This window comes from Streptomyces sp. NPDC000880 (genome assembly GCF_053599675.1).
In genome coordinates this window covers 1-15,581 of the sequence record NZ_JBSFMS010000158.1, presented here as the reverse complement: position 1 = coordinate 15,581, position 15,581 = coordinate 1, and the positions used below count along the sequence as shown (strand labels likewise).

The 15,581-nt window shown below is 67.9% G+C and carries 13 protein-coding genes and 4 pseudogenes; 9 read left to right on the top strand and 8 right to left on the bottom strand.

All coding sequences use genetic code 11. From position 1 onward, the window contains the following. Positions 1–52: 52 nt before the first annotated feature. Together ACWDO5_RS32220 and ACWDO5_RS32215 are read right to left on the bottom strand one after the other, a co-directional pair. Positions 53–241: pseudogene (locus tag ACWDO5_RS32220) on the bottom strand (tyrosine-type recombinase/integrase); the annotation flags it as partial. Between the two features lie 712 nt (positions 242–953). After that, positions 954–1,595: a GntR family transcriptional regulator gene (locus ACWDO5_RS32215; RefSeq protein WP_450534049.1), complete on the bottom strand. Its 642-nt coding sequence runs from the start codon at positions 1,593–1,595 to the stop codon at positions 954–956. A gap of 813 nt (positions 1,596–2,408) precedes the next feature. Between ACWDO5_RS32215 and ACWDO5_RS32210 the strand changes: the two genes are divergently transcribed. The 4 genes and pseudogenes from ACWDO5_RS32210 to ACWDO5_RS32195 all read left to right on the top strand — a co-directional run bounded on the left by ACWDO5_RS32210 (position 2,409) and on the right by ACWDO5_RS32195 (position 5,703). Next, positions 2,409–3,506 carry an SGNH/GDSL hydrolase family protein gene (locus tag ACWDO5_RS32210; protein ID WP_450534048.1) on the top strand — a complete coding sequence of 366 codons (1,098 nt, stop codon included), beginning with the start codon at positions 2,409–2,411 and terminating at the stop codon, positions 3,504–3,506. Positions 3,507–4,028: 522 nt separating this feature from the next. Continuing rightward, a pseudogene (locus ACWDO5_RS32205) lies at positions 4,029–4,769 on the top strand (IS481 family transposase); the annotation flags it as partial. Positions 4,770–5,081: 312 nt separating this feature from the next. Further along, a complete protein-coding gene (locus ACWDO5_RS32200) occupies positions 5,082–5,423 on the top strand; it encodes a helix-turn-helix domain-containing protein (RefSeq protein ID WP_450534046.1) in 342 nt (113 codons plus the stop codon). Positions 5,424–5,502: 79 nt separating this feature from the next. Next, a complete protein-coding gene (locus ACWDO5_RS32195; protein WP_450534045.1) occupies positions 5,503–5,703 on the top strand; it encodes a hypothetical protein in 201 nt (66 codons plus the stop codon). Positions 5,704–5,866: 163 nt separating this feature from the next. Here the strand turns inward: ACWDO5_RS32195 and ACWDO5_RS32190 are convergent, their stop codons facing one another. Further along, the gene (locus tag ACWDO5_RS32190) at positions 5,867–6,889 is read right to left on the bottom strand and encodes an alcohol dehydrogenase (protein WP_450534044.1); all 1,023 of its coding nucleotides are present in this window, start codon (positions 6,887–6,889) and stop codon (positions 5,867–5,869) included. 377 nt (positions 6,890–7,266) lie between these two features. Between ACWDO5_RS32190 and ACWDO5_RS32185 the strand changes: the two genes are divergently transcribed. Continuing rightward, on the top strand, positions 7,267–7,731 hold the full coding sequence (locus tag ACWDO5_RS32185) for an organic hydroperoxide resistance protein (RefSeq protein ID WP_450534043.1): 465 nt from the start codon (positions 7,267–7,269) through the stop codon (positions 7,729–7,731). A 757-nt stretch (positions 7,732–8,488) separates the two neighbouring features. Here the strand turns inward: ACWDO5_RS32185 and ACWDO5_RS32180 are convergent. The 3 genes from ACWDO5_RS32180 to ACWDO5_RS32170 all read right to left on the bottom strand — a co-directional run bounded on the left by ACWDO5_RS32180 (position 8,489) and on the right by ACWDO5_RS32170 (position 10,208). After that, complete coding sequence (locus ACWDO5_RS32180; RefSeq protein WP_450534041.1) at positions 8,489–8,734, bottom strand: hypothetical protein; 246 nt, start codon at positions 8,732–8,734, stop codon at positions 8,489–8,491. Continuing rightward, positions 8,718–8,969, bottom strand: coding sequence for a DUF6400 family protein (locus tag ACWDO5_RS32175; protein WP_450534039.1), 252 nt, complete (start codon positions 8,967–8,969; stop codon positions 8,718–8,720). The genes ACWDO5_RS32180 and ACWDO5_RS32175 overlap by 17 nt, the downstream gene beginning before the upstream one ends. Positions 8,970–9,662: 693 nt before the next feature. Beyond that, entirely contained in the window at positions 9,663–10,208 is a 546-nt protein-coding gene (locus ACWDO5_RS32170; protein ID WP_450534038.1) for a hypothetical protein, read from the bottom strand. A gap of 686 nt (positions 10,209–10,894) precedes the next feature. Between ACWDO5_RS32170 and ACWDO5_RS32165 the strand changes: the two are divergent. Beyond that, a pseudogene (locus ACWDO5_RS32165) lies at positions 10,895–11,086 on the top strand (DUF4259 domain-containing protein); the annotation flags it as partial. Between the two features lie 126 nt (positions 11,087–11,212). Here the strand turns inward: ACWDO5_RS32165 and ACWDO5_RS32160 are convergent. Both ACWDO5_RS32160 and ACWDO5_RS32155 read right to left on the bottom strand, forming a co-directional pair. Continuing rightward, on the bottom strand, positions 11,213–12,421 hold the full coding sequence (locus tag ACWDO5_RS32160) for a hypothetical protein (RefSeq protein ID WP_450534037.1): 1,209 nt from the start codon (positions 12,419–12,421) through the stop codon (positions 11,213–11,215). A gap of 180 nt (positions 12,422–12,601) precedes the next feature. Continuing rightward, a complete protein-coding gene (locus ACWDO5_RS32155) occupies positions 12,602–13,789 on the bottom strand; it encodes a TDT family transporter (protein ID WP_450534036.1) in 1,188 nt (395 codons plus the stop codon). A 203-nt stretch (positions 13,790–13,992) separates the two neighbouring features. Here ACWDO5_RS32155 and ACWDO5_RS32150 point away from each other — a divergent pair. From ACWDO5_RS32150 to ACWDO5_RS32140, 3 genes and pseudogenes are all read left to right on the top strand, one after another. Then, positions 13,993–14,212: pseudogene (locus tag ACWDO5_RS32150) on the top strand (transposase); the annotation flags it as partial. A 10-nt stretch (positions 14,213–14,222) separates the two neighbouring features. Next, a complete protein-coding gene (locus ACWDO5_RS32145) occupies positions 14,223–14,348 on the top strand; it encodes a hypothetical protein (RefSeq protein WP_450534051.1) in 126 nt (41 codons plus the stop codon). Between the two features lie 343 nt (positions 14,349–14,691). Further along, positions 14,692–15,357: an SDR family NAD(P)-dependent oxidoreductase gene (locus ACWDO5_RS32140; protein WP_450534035.1), complete on the top strand. Its 666-nt coding sequence runs from the start codon at positions 14,692–14,694 to the stop codon at positions 15,355–15,357. The last annotated feature ends 224 nt before the right edge of the window (positions 15,358–15,581 follow it).

Genomic DNA, 15,581 nt, shown 5'->3' with positions numbered 1-15,581 from the left:
ACGTGGCGAAACGCACACGGTTTCGTGGGTCGTTACCGTTTCAGCCCCAACGCTACTGATCCGCCTCGGGCAGCTGGTCGTAGGCGCGCAACAGGTGCTCGATGCGCTGGTTGTTGATGGACTGCCGGTCGTAGAGGTATTTCGCGTAGCGGGTCAGAAGGACCTCGACGCTGTTGCCGGCGTGCTGGGCGACCTCGGCAGGGTCCGCGCCCGCGCACGGCCAGGTGGACAGAGCCGAGTGCAAGGCTTCATCGCTACTACGAGCCGGTCCGCCGGCGCGTGCCGCATTTCGGTACTCAACGCCTCACGGTTTCTGCCGCCTGGCGCGCTCCCTCTCGCCATCCGGGTTCTTTCGAAGCACGAACGACTGTGTCGGCACTCGCCTTCCCACGTTCCGCGCAAGCCGCAGACCGGACTCGCGCCGCCTCCATGCCGGACACCACCTGGCCAATAGACGGGCACCTCCAGGCTCATCCCGGCGCCATTTAACCGCTGCGGTTTTGATGCCAGTCGCTTGTTTCGACACGTCGTCAGCGGTTCGCTTACGCTCGCCTTTCCGGTCTCCACCTGACGCCTCTCGGACGCCTTTTCCTCAACGCTCACCAAGACGGTCTTCAGCCGAGGCGGCTTGAGGTGGTTTGACGCCTCCCCCCGAAGGGCGACGCCGAAGGGCCACAAAACCTTCATCATCTGCACAGCAGCGCATCAAGTGGGTCTACCTACATCAACCTCACTCTCTGCGCTCGTGGCGCACTTAAACAACAAGCTTAGGGACCGCGTCCGAGTGGCCGAGCCACTGAGCCAGGGAGACGATCGATTCACTGGCCGGCGCGGCAGCCGGAGGCCGAACTGAATCGCCCCGGGTCGAACCTGCCCCCACACCCCAACTCCCGGACTCAACAAACGCAAAGGAGCTCGTCAGCAAGCTGACGAGCTCTCGCGAAAGATCGAGGTTATACCAGGCCCAGGGCCAATCGTGTGCTGGCCAGGTGGGTGCGTACCGCCTCCTGGGCCCTTTCGATGTCGCCGGCGCGCACGGCGTACGCGATCTCGCCATGCTCGGCCAGGATCGTCTCGCGCCGGCCCGGGTCGGCCACAACAGACTCGGCTGTCATGCGGACCTGACGGTCCCGCAGCGACGTATAAAATCGCGTGATCAGAGCATTGTTCGCAGCTGCGAGCATGCTGGTGTGAAAGAGGCGGTCCTCTTCAAGGAACGTGTCGGTGTCTCCGCTGCCGAGCAGCTCCCGCTGCCGTTCCAGGTGGTCCGCGAGCTCCTTGCTCAGCGCCTGGCGCGCCGCCGACGACCCGCCGATCAGCTTCCGCACCGCGAACTGCTCAAGTACTTCGCGGGCCTCCAGGACCGACCGGACCTCGGTGGACGACACCGGCACGACCAGCGCCCCGCGCTGCGGGTAGAGCCGCAGCAGCCCCTCCACCTCCAGGCGCAGGAAGGCTTCCCGCACCGGGGTGCGCGACATCTGCAGTTCCTTGGAGACGTCGCCCTCGCTGATCAGGTCGCCGCCCTCATACCCGCCATGCAGTACCCGGTTCTTGACCCAGTCGTACGCCTTGTCCTTCGCTGACTGTTTCACGTCCCCGGCCACCCGGATCCTCCACAAAGAGATTCAACTGCTATTCAGTGTAGATCCCAGTCCGCTCTCAGCGGTGGCTAGGGGAAAGCACGGGATTCCGAGGTGGGTCGGCCCTGTGCCGGTCGCAAAACATGGCAGTGCGGCCGTCTCGCCGGTTGCGACGCGGCCGCCACCTACTGCCCGGCCGGTCCACGCAGCTGGAACACCGTGAGCCAGCCGGTGTTCGCCCTGCCCGAACCCTGGCCCGGGCACCACCGGGGTCCGGCCACCTCCGACACCGACAGCAACTCCCCGGCGCAGCCCGGGCGCTGGGCAGACCGGCTCGCCCCGCCCGCCCGATCAGCGACGAGGCTCGCCCTCCACGGTGGCTGAGCCCCCGCCCCTATGGCGTGTCACCCGATGTCTGGTCTCCCCGACCTGACATCCGAGCCTCCATGCCCCAATGGCGGGCACGGCAAACTCCCAGTTGGGAGGGATATTTGCTGTGTCCACGGCATTTACAGGGGTTATCTCGCGGGCTATACATGGGATGTTTCTGCTTGCGTGCGCCCCCCACAGAACGTCACCCCGACGTAGTGAACCCGCACACACCCGCTGCGGGCGACGAGAAGAGTGGAGAGATCGACGATGTCCCCCAAGGAAGGGCGCATGGCGGCGAGTTGCCGACCGCGTCGCAGAGCCTTGCTGTCCGTGGTCGGCGCGTTGGCGAGCATAGCCTTGGCGGTCGCTCCCCTGAGCACCGCGAACGCGGCAAGCACCGCCGCGCCTTCGTCTCATGGCAAGGGCACCCGGGTCAGCGCCTGGTCGCCCAGCATGACGACCGGCGGCCCGGCCTTCAACAACCAGACCATCCGGATGGTGGTCCACAGCAGCATCGCCGGCTCGGACGTACGCATCACCCTGTCCAACCGGTACAGCCACACCCCACTCGACGTCAACGCCGTGGACGTCGCCATCCAGGCGAGCGGGGGAGAGGCAACGCGCGGAACCACCCGACACGTTACCTTCGGCCGCTCCGGCCATGTCACGATCCCCGCCGGTGAAGAGGCGATCAGCGACGTCATCCCGATCTCGGTCAGCGCCGGGGAGAACCTGCTCGTCAGCCTCTACGTGCCCAGCGCTACGGGCACGTCCACCTGGCACTCCGACGCGTTCGACACCACCTACATCGCCTCCGGCAATCACACCGGTGACGAGAGCGCGGCCGCGTTCGGCACCACCACGACCTCGTGGTACTACCTGGCAGGACTGGACGTCCTGTCGCCGACCGCGAAGGGCACCGTCGTCGCCTTCGGTGACTCGATCACAGACGGCTACGCCTCCTCCAGGGGCACCTACACCCGGTGGCCCGACTTCCTCGGACGCCGGCTGGGCGCCGAACCGGGCCCGCAGAAGCTGAGCGTTGTCGACGCCGGCATCGGCGGCAACCGCGTCCTCACCGACGTCCCGAACCTCTGGCAGGGCGTCAGCGCCCTGAAGCGCTTCGGCCACGACGCCCTCGGCCAGCCAGGCGTCAAGGACGTGATCCTCTTCGAGGGCATCAACGACATCGGCAACAACGCCGGCCCCAACGGCGCGCCGCTGACCGCCCAAGACCTCATCGACGGCTACCGCACCCTGATCCACGAGGCACACGCCGCCCACGTCAACATCATCGGCGCGACCCTGATGCCCGACAAGGGCAATGGGTACTACACGCCCGCCGCCGAGACGATCCGCCAGAGCGTCAACCAGTGGATCCGCACCAGCGGCGCCTTCGACGGCGTCATTGACTTCGACCAGGCCATGCGCGACCCCGCAAACCCGGCCGCCCTCAAGCCGGTCTACGACTCGGGCGACCACATCCACCCCAACGACGCAGGCATGAAGGCGATGGCCGACGCGATCGACCTCCGGCTGCTGCGCCACTGACGCGCGCAGGCACCGGCCCCCTCCGAGGTGGCGCCCACAAGCCCGGAACGGCTCGCGGGCGCCACCGTACGACACCCCAAATCACTGCTCGTAGACGCAACCGTCTCGAAACGGATCTGGGAAGCCCCTCCTTGAGCGCGCTGAACGTGGCCGAGCCATGGCGCTGACGCCCTTCGGCAAGAAGGGCGCCGCTGCTGCCAGAAATATCCACTGACGGGCCAACGGAGGGGAGCTACAGTCCACGACGGGAGAGGGGGGCGCGATGACCCTGAACCAGAGGGGATCCCGCCGGATCACTGTCGACGGGATCGCATACCGCTGGCGGATTCGCAGGAAGCCTTCCTACATGAGGGGCTCTGCTGGACGCCTCTGACTTACGCAGTCGAGCTCGTCAGCGGCGATTGCCTGGGCGCAATCCTGTCGTCACCACCGGCCAGCCGCACCCCGGTAACTGGTTGGGCGTTGAGGCGTCGTCAGTTCGGCCGGCTCATATCGCCGTGAGCGTGCGGGAGGCGCGGGCGCACGGCTGGGAAGCGCAAAATCATCAAAGTCCGCGTCCTGCGCCGCTGGGGACCGGCCCGTATCGCCTACCTCCTCGGGCTGAACCCGGCCACCGTCCACCGCGTCCTGACCCGCTATCGCCTGTCCCGCCTCTCCCACCTGGACCGCGCCACAGGCCAGGTCATCCGCCGCTGCGAACACCCGGCACCCGGCGACCTGGTCCACGTCGACATCAAGAAACTCGGCAACATCCCTGACGGCGGCGGCCACAAGGTCCTCGGCCGCCAGGCAGGCCGCAAGAACCGCGCCAACGCCGGCGTGAGCTACCTGCACAACGCCGTCGACGACCACTCCCGCCTTGCCTACAGCGAGATACTCACCGACGAGAAGAAGGAGACCGCCACCGCGTTCTGGCAGCGGGCCCACACCTACTTCGCCTCCTGCGGGATCACGGTGCGGCGAGTCCTGACCGACAACGGCTCCTGCTACAAGTCATTCCTCTGGCGCGACGCGCTCGCCGCAGGGGGGATCACCCACAAACGAACCCGGCCCTACCGGCCCCAGACCAACGGCAAAGTAGAGCGCTTCAACCGCACCCTGCTCGACGAATGGGCCTACGCGAAGCCCTACCGAACCGAGAGCGAACGGCGCGACGCCTACCCGCGCTGGCTGCACACCTACACTCACCACCGCGGACACACCGCGCTCAAGGGCCAGCCACCCGCCAGCCGCGTCCCCAACCTCACGGGTCAATACACCTAGGCCCAGTCCTGGTCAGCCCGGACGACATCGACCACGCCCGCGATCTGCAGATCACCAGCCAGGTCGACGGCGTGATTCGCCGGCATGGTCACGATCCTCGGGTGGCGCCCTAGAAATGGCTAGGAGTACGAGGGAGCGCTCGGCCGGCAGTGGATCGGTGCCCAGGTGGCGGCGGACGACCGGCTCGCCGGGGCGGGCGGCGGACCATTCGGCTTGCAGCAGGTCGGCGAGCTCGGCGCTGGTCGAGGTGCCGGGCAGGATGCTGGCGTCCAGACGGAACAGGCTCATCAGTGTTTTCTCCAGGTCAGTGCGTTGCGCCCCGGGGCGGTCCCGCCTGCCCTTGGGAGCGCCGCGAGCGCCGAGCGTGCCGACGCCGCACGCAACCGGCGGCATCTGCTGGCCACGGCCCGCGAGATGCTCGCCGAGCAGGGCGCGGACCAACTGACCACGGACGCGCTGGCCGAACGCGCGGGCCTGGGCAAGGGGACGGTGTTCCGCCGGTTCGGTACCCGCGCGGGGATCTTCCAGGCACTACTGGACGACGACGAGCGGGCCTTCCAGGAGCAGGTACTGTCCGGACCGCCACCGCTGGGCCCGGGCGCCGCGCCGCTGGACCGCCTGATCGCCTATGGCCGGGCCCGCGCGGCTTCCTGATCGCCCACCGCGAGATCGCCCGCGCCGCTCTGGACGGCAGCCAGCCCGTACCGGCCGGAACAGAGACAACCTCTCCAGGATGCACATCCGAATGCTGCCGGGGCAGCTACACCTCGCCGCCGCCGACCTCGACGTCCTGGCCGTCCAGCTCACCGCCGCCCTGGACGGCCCTCTCCTGTTCTACCTGTCGGCCTCCGACCTCACCGAAGCAGCCGACCAGATCGAGGAACGAATCGCACATGGCCGGCAGGACCTCGTACACCGCGTCTGCCGACCTTGATCAACAAGCCGCCTCCTGGACAGAGATTCCACCGTGTCAGTAACCGATGCGGCGCTGCGCTCGCCCGTTCGTTCGACGGCGTCGGGGGGCGCCTGGGCCTTCTCGTGTTCGGCGAGCCGCCTGGTGGAGCTGGGAGGTGGATGATCAGGCGGCACATGCCACGTCAGCCGGTGGTGAGCACCATCCGGAAGCGGGCGGCGCCGGACATCATCTTTTGGTACGCCTCATCGGCTTGGTCGAGCGGCACGGTCTCGACCATCGGCCGGATCCCGTGGAGGGCGCTGAACGCCATGGTGTCCTGCACGTCCTGCGCGGTGCCGGACGGGTGGCCGCGGATGACCTTGCCGCTCAGGAGCAGCTGATTCGGGCTGATGCCCAGGGGCTCGGCGTCGGCGCCGATGACCACCAGCTCGCCGCGGGGGGTGAGCCCTTCCACGGTCGCTGTGGTGGCGTCGGAGTTGGCGGCGGTGGCCAGGACTGCCTTGGCGCCGCCGAGGGACTGCAGCGTGTCTGCGACGGCGGTGCCCGCGGTGCTGTTGATGTAGTGGTGCGCGCCGAGTTGCTTGGCGAAGTCGGCCTTGCCGGATCCGCGGGCGATGGCCACGGTCTCGAAACCCATCGCGGCCGCGTACTGCACCCCCAGGTGGCCGAGCCCGCCGATGCCGAGTACGGCGACCAGGTCGCCCGGCCGTGCGGAGCTGCGCCGCAGCCCGTTGTACGTGGTCACCCCCGCGCAGGCCAGGGGTGCCGCATCGGTTGCGGCCAGCGCGTCGGGGATCCGGGCCAGGGCGTCGGCCGGCGCGATCACCACCTCGGCGTACCCCCCGTCGTACGCCCATCCTGGGACCTTCAGGTTCTCGCACACGATGAAGTCGCCCTGTCTGCAGGGCGTGCAGTGGCCGCAGCTGCCGCCGAACCAGCCCACCGCCACCCGGTCGCCCACCTGCCAGCCGCTTTCCGTGCCCTCGCCGAGCTCCTCGATGCGACCGGCGATCTCATGCCCGGGGACCAGCGGAAAACGGACGCCCGGAAGCATGGCGTTGACGAAAGCGGCGTCACTGTGGCAGATCCCGCAGGCGTCCACAGCCACCCGCACGTGCCCGGGGCCCGGCTGCGGCACCTCGCGCTCGATGATCTCGAACGAACCGCCGGCGGCGGCCACCTGTGCGACTCGATAGGCGCTCATCTGGATCTCTCCCAAGGAACGGGAACGAGGCCCCCTGGTACCAGCACATCAGCTCCGGCCCGATCACGCGCGCCGAAACAGATCAGGTGAGCACTTGGCATCAGGCGCCGGGTACAGGCGCACATGCACCCTCAGTTATGACGTGGACAACGCGCTGACGGAGTCCAGGATCGGCCTGTTCAAGACCGAGCAACTCAGACCCGCTGCTGATCGAGCCGATCGGCCGAGGCGCCGCTGGTCAGCGGCGCGGGCTGGGTCTCGGTGAGGTGGCAGAGGTGACGATCATTTGGCCCAGTCCCGACGGGCTCATCGGGTGCGATCACCATCAGACACTGGAAAGGTCCCAGCCATGGGCCGGGGCAATCTGTAGGTCCGGAATGGAGGCCGAGATGGCACGAGTTCTTTACACGGCGGAGGCAACCGTGACAGGCGGTCGCACAAGCGGCCACGGGCGCACAAATGACGGAGCCTTGGACGTCCAACTCCGTGTGCCGAAGGAGATGGGCGGCGATGGGGGTGGCACGAACCCCGAACAGCTCTTCGCAGTGGGTTACGCGGCCTGCTTCGAGGGTGCACTCGGCGTGGTGGGTCGTCGCGAACATGTCGAGGCGGGCGACGCTTCGATCGACAGTCGTGTCAGCCTCCTTCCTACCGAGGATCGTGGTTTCCAGCTTGCCGTGGAGCTCCATGTAACCCTGCCGCAGATTCAGGATCCTGAACAGGCAGTGCGGATCGTCGCTGCCGCATATCAGGTGTGTCCTTACTCGAATGCCACGCGAGGCAACATCGACCTCACGCTGACCGCCAACGGTCACGACGTCGGGTCGCTCGGGGGCGGATGAGCCGACGTCGCAGAAGGTCAATCAGCCCCTCCCCGGGCAGTGCGCGGTGATCTGTGACGGTCACCGCTCTGTGTCTCCAGTGGTGATCGGCGCGCGGTCACCCGGCCGCCAGGCGCAGCGTGAGCGCGGCGATGCCGAGGACCAGGGCGGCGGCGTGCAGAAGTTGGTAGCGGAGTTTGCTCGATTCGGCGTCAGTGAGCTCGCCGTTCAACCGCAGGTGCGGGTCCAGGCGAGCAGGTCGACCGCGGCCAGGGACAACTAGTTCCTGTCCAGCCGGAACACCTCGACGACATCGAGGTCGCCGCAGGTCGGCGGCGACTTCTTTCACCGTCCGCTGACCCGCCGAGGCCCTCCACAGCGCCGCCGCATCCGCACCGGACTCCGGGCGTCGTATCCGCCCGGCCAGTCGGCGCCTCTGGCCCTTGTTTCCCGTGCCCTGGCCACCATGGCGCGTTCGCCACTAGCGTGGTTAGCCGACGGAGACCTTGGGTCTTGATCTCGCCGTCGTACCAGCGCTCGAACTGCCGCGTACGCGGTCGGGTATGCGCACGACGAGGCCGACTACAACGGCCACCACAGTGCGTGGAGAACGTGCGGCTTAACCCCGCGGTTAGGTATCCCTGAAGTCGCTTGCGCAGCTGCGATGTGTCGTGAACCTGCCTCCTCCGCGAGCCCTGGTCCTCAGCAGTACTGTTTCCCGGGCCGCAGCGCCTGCCAGCGACTGCAGGCGAAGGTCAAGTGCTCAGCGGGCCGTTGGTCAGGAGTCGGGGTTGCTGTCGTCGCGGCAGGTGACGTCGGGCCGGGTGTTCAGCGACCACATGTGCGTGCATTCCGGGCACTGAAGGTGGACGACCGGCCCGTTGTTGGAGATCAGATAGCGCCAGTGCTCGCTGCAGTTGCGGCGGTCAGCGCAGGTCGCGCAATGACGGGCGTCGTCGCAGACGGGGCAGGCCACCCAGGCGCGGCGGGCGCGGTCCGCCTGCGGATCAATGGGCAGCCGCACGGCCCGGCTCCTCCCCGGGCAGGACACCGGCCGCCACCAGCAGGTCGTAGGTGCGCTGCTGCTCGGCGTCCAGGCCCGAGTAGAGGAGCGCGTACGCCTCGTCCTCGCCTTGGAGGGCGGCCACTGGGTCCCAGTCGGGCCCGAGCGCGGCCACGACCTCGGCCCTTCGGCGGGCCTCCTCAAAGGTCAGGTCGATGGTGAAGGATATGAGGCCGGTGGCGTTGTCCTGGTTCATGGAGAAACCTCCAATGTGCTGGCGGAACTCCACTATCTGTACCAGGCGCCCGCAGCGACAGGGAAGGGTGACCCTGAGCCGCCCCGGGCGGCCGGGGCGACGCAGCCACCCGGCCCATCGACGGGGCACCCTCGGATCGGCCCACAGGGGTGGGTCGTTGCCGGCACCAAGCCCGAACGGCAGACACGGTCCGCTCACGGCACTGTGACGTACTTCATGGCCTTGCACCGCAGGGTGGACTGAGCCCCGGCCGCCCGGATCGCCCGGAGAAGTGAGGCCGTCGGAGCTTCCGGCAGGGCGGATCCGTCGGCGCGGGCGTCCGCGTCGGGGACTGGTTCAGGCTCCGGCGTGCACGAACGGCGCCCACCGGCTGGGAACGAACGGAGTCTGGTGGCGCAACATCCATACGGAGTCGTGCAGGTCGGCTGCGAGTTCCTCCAGGAGCAGAACCGAGGGCCCGGCGATGCAGGTGCAGACCTGCTCGACCAGGTCGGCGGCCGGGGCCCGAAAGGGGGCTCCGCGGCCCGGCCCTGGGCCGCTTCAGAGGCGGGCTGACCATCAACAAGATTCTCATCTGGCCTGCGACGCCTCCGGGCGCCCCCTGGCCTTCGTCCTGCCCCACTACTGCCCCGATGCCGGCGAGGATAGAGCCACCTGGGCGCTCAGCCCTGGGCGTGCTGGGGGCGAGAGGGGTCAGTGCAGGAGATAGAGGGTGAAGGCGCCGCCCGACTCAGCGATGCGGGCGATGTGAGCGTAGCCACGGACGGTGGCGTACGCACCGGTGCCGCCGGTGATGGCGATGTCGAAGTCGCTGGGCGGGGTGCCAACGGGGGTGGTCTTGAGGTGTTGCCATGACACCTGCCCACGGGGAAGGCTGAAGGTGCCCGAGCAGAGGGTGTTTTCCGCTGCCACTCGAGTGCACACCGCGCCCTCGGTGCCATAGCCGGCACCGTTGCGGAAGAGTTTCGCGGTGATGATGATCTGATCGCCGATTCCGGGTCCGGATGTACCGTTGTCGACCACCGTGGTTCCCGTGCTCGTCGACGTCAGTCGGATGATCTCTGTGCGCCCTTTGCCCATGCCCCTGTCCAGAGAGTACGGGTCATGGGATGCAGAGGAAGAACTCGCGAGAGCTGTCAGTGAGACCGCCGTTGCCGCCACCGCACCCCACTTTGAAACGGAAAGCATTCTTCCTCCCCTCATACAAATGGCTTTTTGGGTGCGCTTCAGAATTGCCATTGTGTGATGGAGTGTCAATTATCAAACGCATCAAAAATGCCTGGTTCATCCATTCGGCCGTCTCTCGCCGTGGCGCTCGCGGCGCGTGCGCGCGAAGCGCCGTCGGGGCCGGGATCGTCCTGCGGGTGCGACGCTGATGACGATCGGCATCGTGTGCGCGACGGCGAAGCGCGTCTGCACCCGGTTGCGGGCAGCGTTCGTCGCACGCCTCTCCCGCGTAGGTCCCGCGGGCCGGTTGGCGTCGTCAGTGTTTTCTCCACCGGCAGAAGAACGTCTCGCCCGGGCGGACCCGAGCCGGATCGGGCGGCCGGTGAGGAGGGTGCCGACGTCAGGTCTGTCCCGGCTTCAGCACGGTGAACCCATGGTGCGTGTAGTAGAGCCCGAGCGCACGCGGCGTCTCGAACTCTCCGAAGAGCAGCATGAAGCCCACCTGCCAGTAGAGTTGCCACGCACCGTTTGAGGAGCGCCGCGCCTATGCCAGCTGTGACGGATCACGGCGCGGTAGAACGCAAGGTGAGCGCCCTGACAGTGGGCTCCTGCGTGTCCGCGGGGCTCAGCAAGAAGACCCGATTCGCCACGCGCCGGCGCCACCTTGTCGAACCAGCCAGATTCGACGCCGGCAGCACGGACGCGACTTCGCCAACGTCATGACCTGGAGGGGTTGACCCTGCTCTTCAACTTGCGGCGTGGTCCGCCTGGCTTTGGTCTGGGCGAGGCGGCCCGCCGTCGATGCGGGAGATCGGCCAGGCGAGGCCGCTGAAGCTGACCCAGAGAGCATCCTGCGCGACGCCCTCCTCCGCACGATCAACACCCAGGGTTATGTGGACAGCGACGTCGCGGCTGAGGCTGTCGCAGTTGCTGCCCTGGTCGCCACCCAATCTGTACAGAGCCGCCCGCCCCCGTGCTCGGGGGCGGGCACAGTCACATATCTGTCACCGCGAACACCGCATCGAGGCCCGGGTGGACAGGGGCCCCGAACGAGAGTTCCGCGCGGTGTGGTTTGGTCAGTCCGGCGGGTTGGTCTCCAGGTCCCAGAGGATGACCTCGAGGGCGTACGGGGAAATCTGGTGCACGTTGTGGGTGGCGTCCTCGAGGAGATCCCATGTGCCCTGACCGATGAGGGCGACACGGTGGGTGACTACCGGCGCGTAGCTGCGGGCTCCCACCCCACGTATACCAGCGACGTCGAACCGGTTGAGGATCTGCAACTGCCCACGCCGAGGACCGACCGCGGCCATGGCGTACATGTCGAGAAAACTGGCGATCGAGTAGAAGGCCTGCAAAGAGGCGCCGGCCCTGCCCTGTTCCCAGTCTCCCGGAAGATTAGGAAAGCGACAGAAGTGCGGCCACGACCCGGCAGTCGGGTAGCTGCGGGTGATCCGGGCGTCGATGGCGGGGTACACCGTCGTGGTCCAGCCACCGCCGGACAGGCCGATCATGGCGATCGACTGGGGACGCAGCACCTTCTGGGCGTAGTTGATCGCGACCGTCAGCGGTTCGAGGAAGAAGGTCAGGGCGGAGAAGGACGACGTCTCGTAGGACTCCAGCACTTGGTGCGCGGCTGTGCTGGAGCCGATGCTGACGTACTTCGACGGGTCGTTGCGGTCCTGGATCAGTTGGTCGTTCCAGCCGACGAAGGGCATGTCGGAGCACAGGACGGCGTAGCCGAGGTCGAGCATCGCCTGGACGGTGCGGACCCGGATGATCGGGTCTTCGCCGTGGCCGGTGTGGTAGATGGCGAGCCGGTGGTTTTTCCGTCTCTTGGGCTCAAGGAGGTAGTGGGTCGCCTTGACGCCGTAGCGCAGTGGGACGGTGAGTTTTTGGGTCTGCCGTACGCCGGTGACGTCGGCGATCTCGGCGGGTAGGGCGGCTCCCGCCTCGACCTTTGGCATCGTGGTGGGCATGCCGGCGCCCTTCCAGATGTAGTCGATCAGCCGGGCGCGCTTGTCTTTGATGTCGGCCATCGTGTGGATCGCGATTTCTTTCTCCACATCGACGCCGACCACCTGCTGCGGCAAAGCCCTGTCGCTTATCGCTCGTTGGGCCGCGGCCGCCTCGTTGACCGGGGCGACCGGGCGGGGGCGGGTTCTGACCGGTGGAAGCGCCTCGGGTTCGGCAAGGGCTGGTCCGACGCCGCTGGCCGACGCGGCCAGCGCTCCTACTCCTACGGCGCCACCAACGAGCACTTTGCGACGAGATGGGGTGTTTGACACGAACTTCCTCCTGATCCAGAAAAATTAACAGGAGCCTGATCGTGGCGTTTTACCGCTTCATCAATGGCACGTGTCCGAATTGTTAAGGGCTCCTCTTCGGGGTAGACGGGCTCAAGTATTTCCGCAGGTCCGCCGGCTACCCGATAAGATCAAACCCCCTTGCCCCAATGCCGAAAATGATTATGTTTCTCTCGGCCGCGTCTCGGTGGCACGCCTGGCAGGAACGGTCACCGGCCCAGACCCGTCAGGCCCTGCGAGCAGCGCTCCGGTGATCAGCCCGCGGAGCGTGCCTGACCAGGTGACCACCCAGACCAGGACGAGCAGGGCGAACAGGCCGGTCGCGAGCCACTGGAACGCCTCCAGGCCGGTGTGGCGGGCCAGCCCATCCGCGGCCGTCACGCATGTGCCGATCGGGAAGGTGAACGCCCACCACGCCATCGAGAACGGCATCCCGCGCCGCAGCGCCCGCACCACCAGCAGGACGGACAGGGCCAGCCACAGCAGCGCGAACCCCATCACCGGCACGCCGTACACCACGGCAAAGGCGCGCAGCGCACGCGTGTAGGAATCATCGACGGCCGTTTGCGCCACATCCGCGAGCTGGCCGACCGCCGTGGTCGACTGGCCCAGCGGGCCCAGCACGATGAAGACCACCGGTGTCAGCGCGAGCGGCAGCAGACCGTGCAGCATCAGCCTGCCGAAGATCAGCGGCAGCAGCGTGAGCGTGGCGAGCAGGCTCAGCCCGAACATCGCGTAGCAGCCGAGCAGCAGCGCCTGCCGGGGTTGGCCCGCCGGCAGGTGCGGCACCAGCGCGGGGCCGACCGCCGACGCGACCATGGGCGGGATCACCGTCAGCACCCAGGCCGGCGAGGCGTCGGCCGGTTCCAGCCGGTGCCGTACGAGCATCAGATACAGGATCGTCGCGGTGACTGTCAGCCCGATCACTGTTCCCGCACCGAACAGCACCGCGTCCACGACGACGGCGGTCCGTTCCCCGAGCACATCGCGCCCCACCGAGAGTGTCGCGCCGCCGACGGACAGCAGGGCCATCGGGAAACATCCGTAGAAGGGTGCGATGGCCGGATCGTGGAGGTGGGCGCGCGCCTGGTCGCGATGGCGCAGCCAGTGCGCCACCCGGGCGGTCACCACGCCGGCGAGCATCACCGCCGACAGTGCCCACACCACCGTGCAGCCCACCCGCAGCCCTGGGATCCGGGGGAGAGTGGCCCCCGCGCTCGCGACGATCGCCGTCCCCATCACCGCCGCGTACCAGTTCGGCCCCAGATGCCGCATGGTCAACGGCCGGACGGAAGCGGTGCGCGGAACGCCCGGGGCGCGATGCGCGGTGGAACGCGTGAGGATGACCATGCCCCCATCCTGGATCCTGTATACAATCCCGGCCACCCCTTTTGTTTCTATCGGTTCATCACCTGAGGTTATGAAGAGACGTCCCGGCCCCGACGTCGGGAAAACAAGGGGGCGGACGGTCTCGGCGGACTCGCTCGCCGGGGCTCCTTCTGGTTACGGCTGAAGCCGAGGGCGCGGTCCAGGCGGTGACGTGCCGGTTGCCCGCCCGGCCCGGCAGGCCGGAGAAGCACCCCCGCCGGGAGATCGTGGACGCCATCCGGCATCTGGTCGATTCCGGCTGTGGCGGGCTCTGCCCAAAGACTTCCCGAACGCCCTGGCGGACCGTATATGGCTTCATGGCCAGGTGGGCTGCCGCCGGAGTCGTCGGGGCCATGCGTGACCATCCGCCGCCGCATCCGCCGCACCATGGGCAAGGATCCGCGCGGCGCACGCGGTGGCCATCGTCATCGACTCGCACTCCGAATCGCTGATCACGTGGGCGGCGATCACGCTCATGACCCGCCGTCTCACCCGCCGGGCCGCTTGGCCGACGACGCCCGAGCTCGCGCAAGCCGCCTGATCGCGGCATGCCTGATCCTGTAGTCAAGCCGCTGGTCGTCGACGGCCGCGGCGACGTCCTCCCTGCGCAGGCGGCGGTGAGCCGGAGCCCACCACGTGAACGGTGCACCCTCGCAAGTCCTCCCCGCGCAGGCGGGGGTCTCGCTGTCATGAGAACGGTGCTCTGCCGCAGAGCGTCACCACCGCAATCCTGGAAGAGCCGATTCTCTTACCGCCCCGCCCCGCCCCGCCCCGCCCAGCGGCCAGGCGCCTGGCCGGGTCACACTGACTGAACGAAAACGGGTGCGGCGCGCACGTCACTCACGGCATGCGCGGCGTGCCTCCCGCGATATCGAGGAGCAGCTGTGACCACCATCGCCATCATCGGAGCAGGTCCTGGCCTGGGAGCGGCCGTTGCCGAACGGTTTGGCCGCCAGGGCTTCGATGTCGCACTCATCTCGCGCAACCAGGAGCATGTCGACGCCCTGGCCGGCGCCCTCGCCGGGGAAGGCGTGAACGCGCGCGGCTTCGCGGCCGACGTACGTGACCAGGCAGCCCTCGCGGCGGCCCTGGACGCTGCGGCCGCGGCGCTGGGCCCGATCGAAGTCCTGCAGTACAGCCCCCTCCCGCACAAGGAATTCATGCGGCCCGTTCTGGAGAACACCCCCGCCGACCTTCAGGGAGCGATCGAGTTCTCCGTCTACGGGCTCGTCGCCGCAGTACGGCAGGTGCTGCCCGGCATGCGCTCCCTCGGCCGCGGCACCGTTCTCCTCGTCAACGGCGGTACCGCCGTGCGACCCCGCGCCGACCTGGCCGGAACCTCCGTCGCCTTCGCTGCCGAGGGCGCCTACGCCCGGATGCTCCACGACGCCCTCGCCGACGACAACATCCACGTCGCGCAGCTCATCGTCCCGGGCTCTATTACGCCCGGACACCCACGCAAGGACCCCGCCGTGCTCGCACAGACCCTGTGGGACATCCACCACGACCAGAAGCAGTTCCGGCACTTTGCCGACGAACTCGACGCCTGACCGCGGGGACAGGCCTGTTGCGTCTCCCCGACGGTTGTCGGTCGCGGCGGCTACCGCGTGGACCATCGTGATCGGCGTGTGCGTGATGCCCGGGCCCTCGTGCCCGTCCAGCTCACCCGCGATGACCCGCGTCGTTGGCGATGGCGGCGATGCCCGCGAAGAGCGTCATGAAACCGCCGAAAACCATCAGGACACCGGCGAAGACCAACCACCCGCTGCCGAGG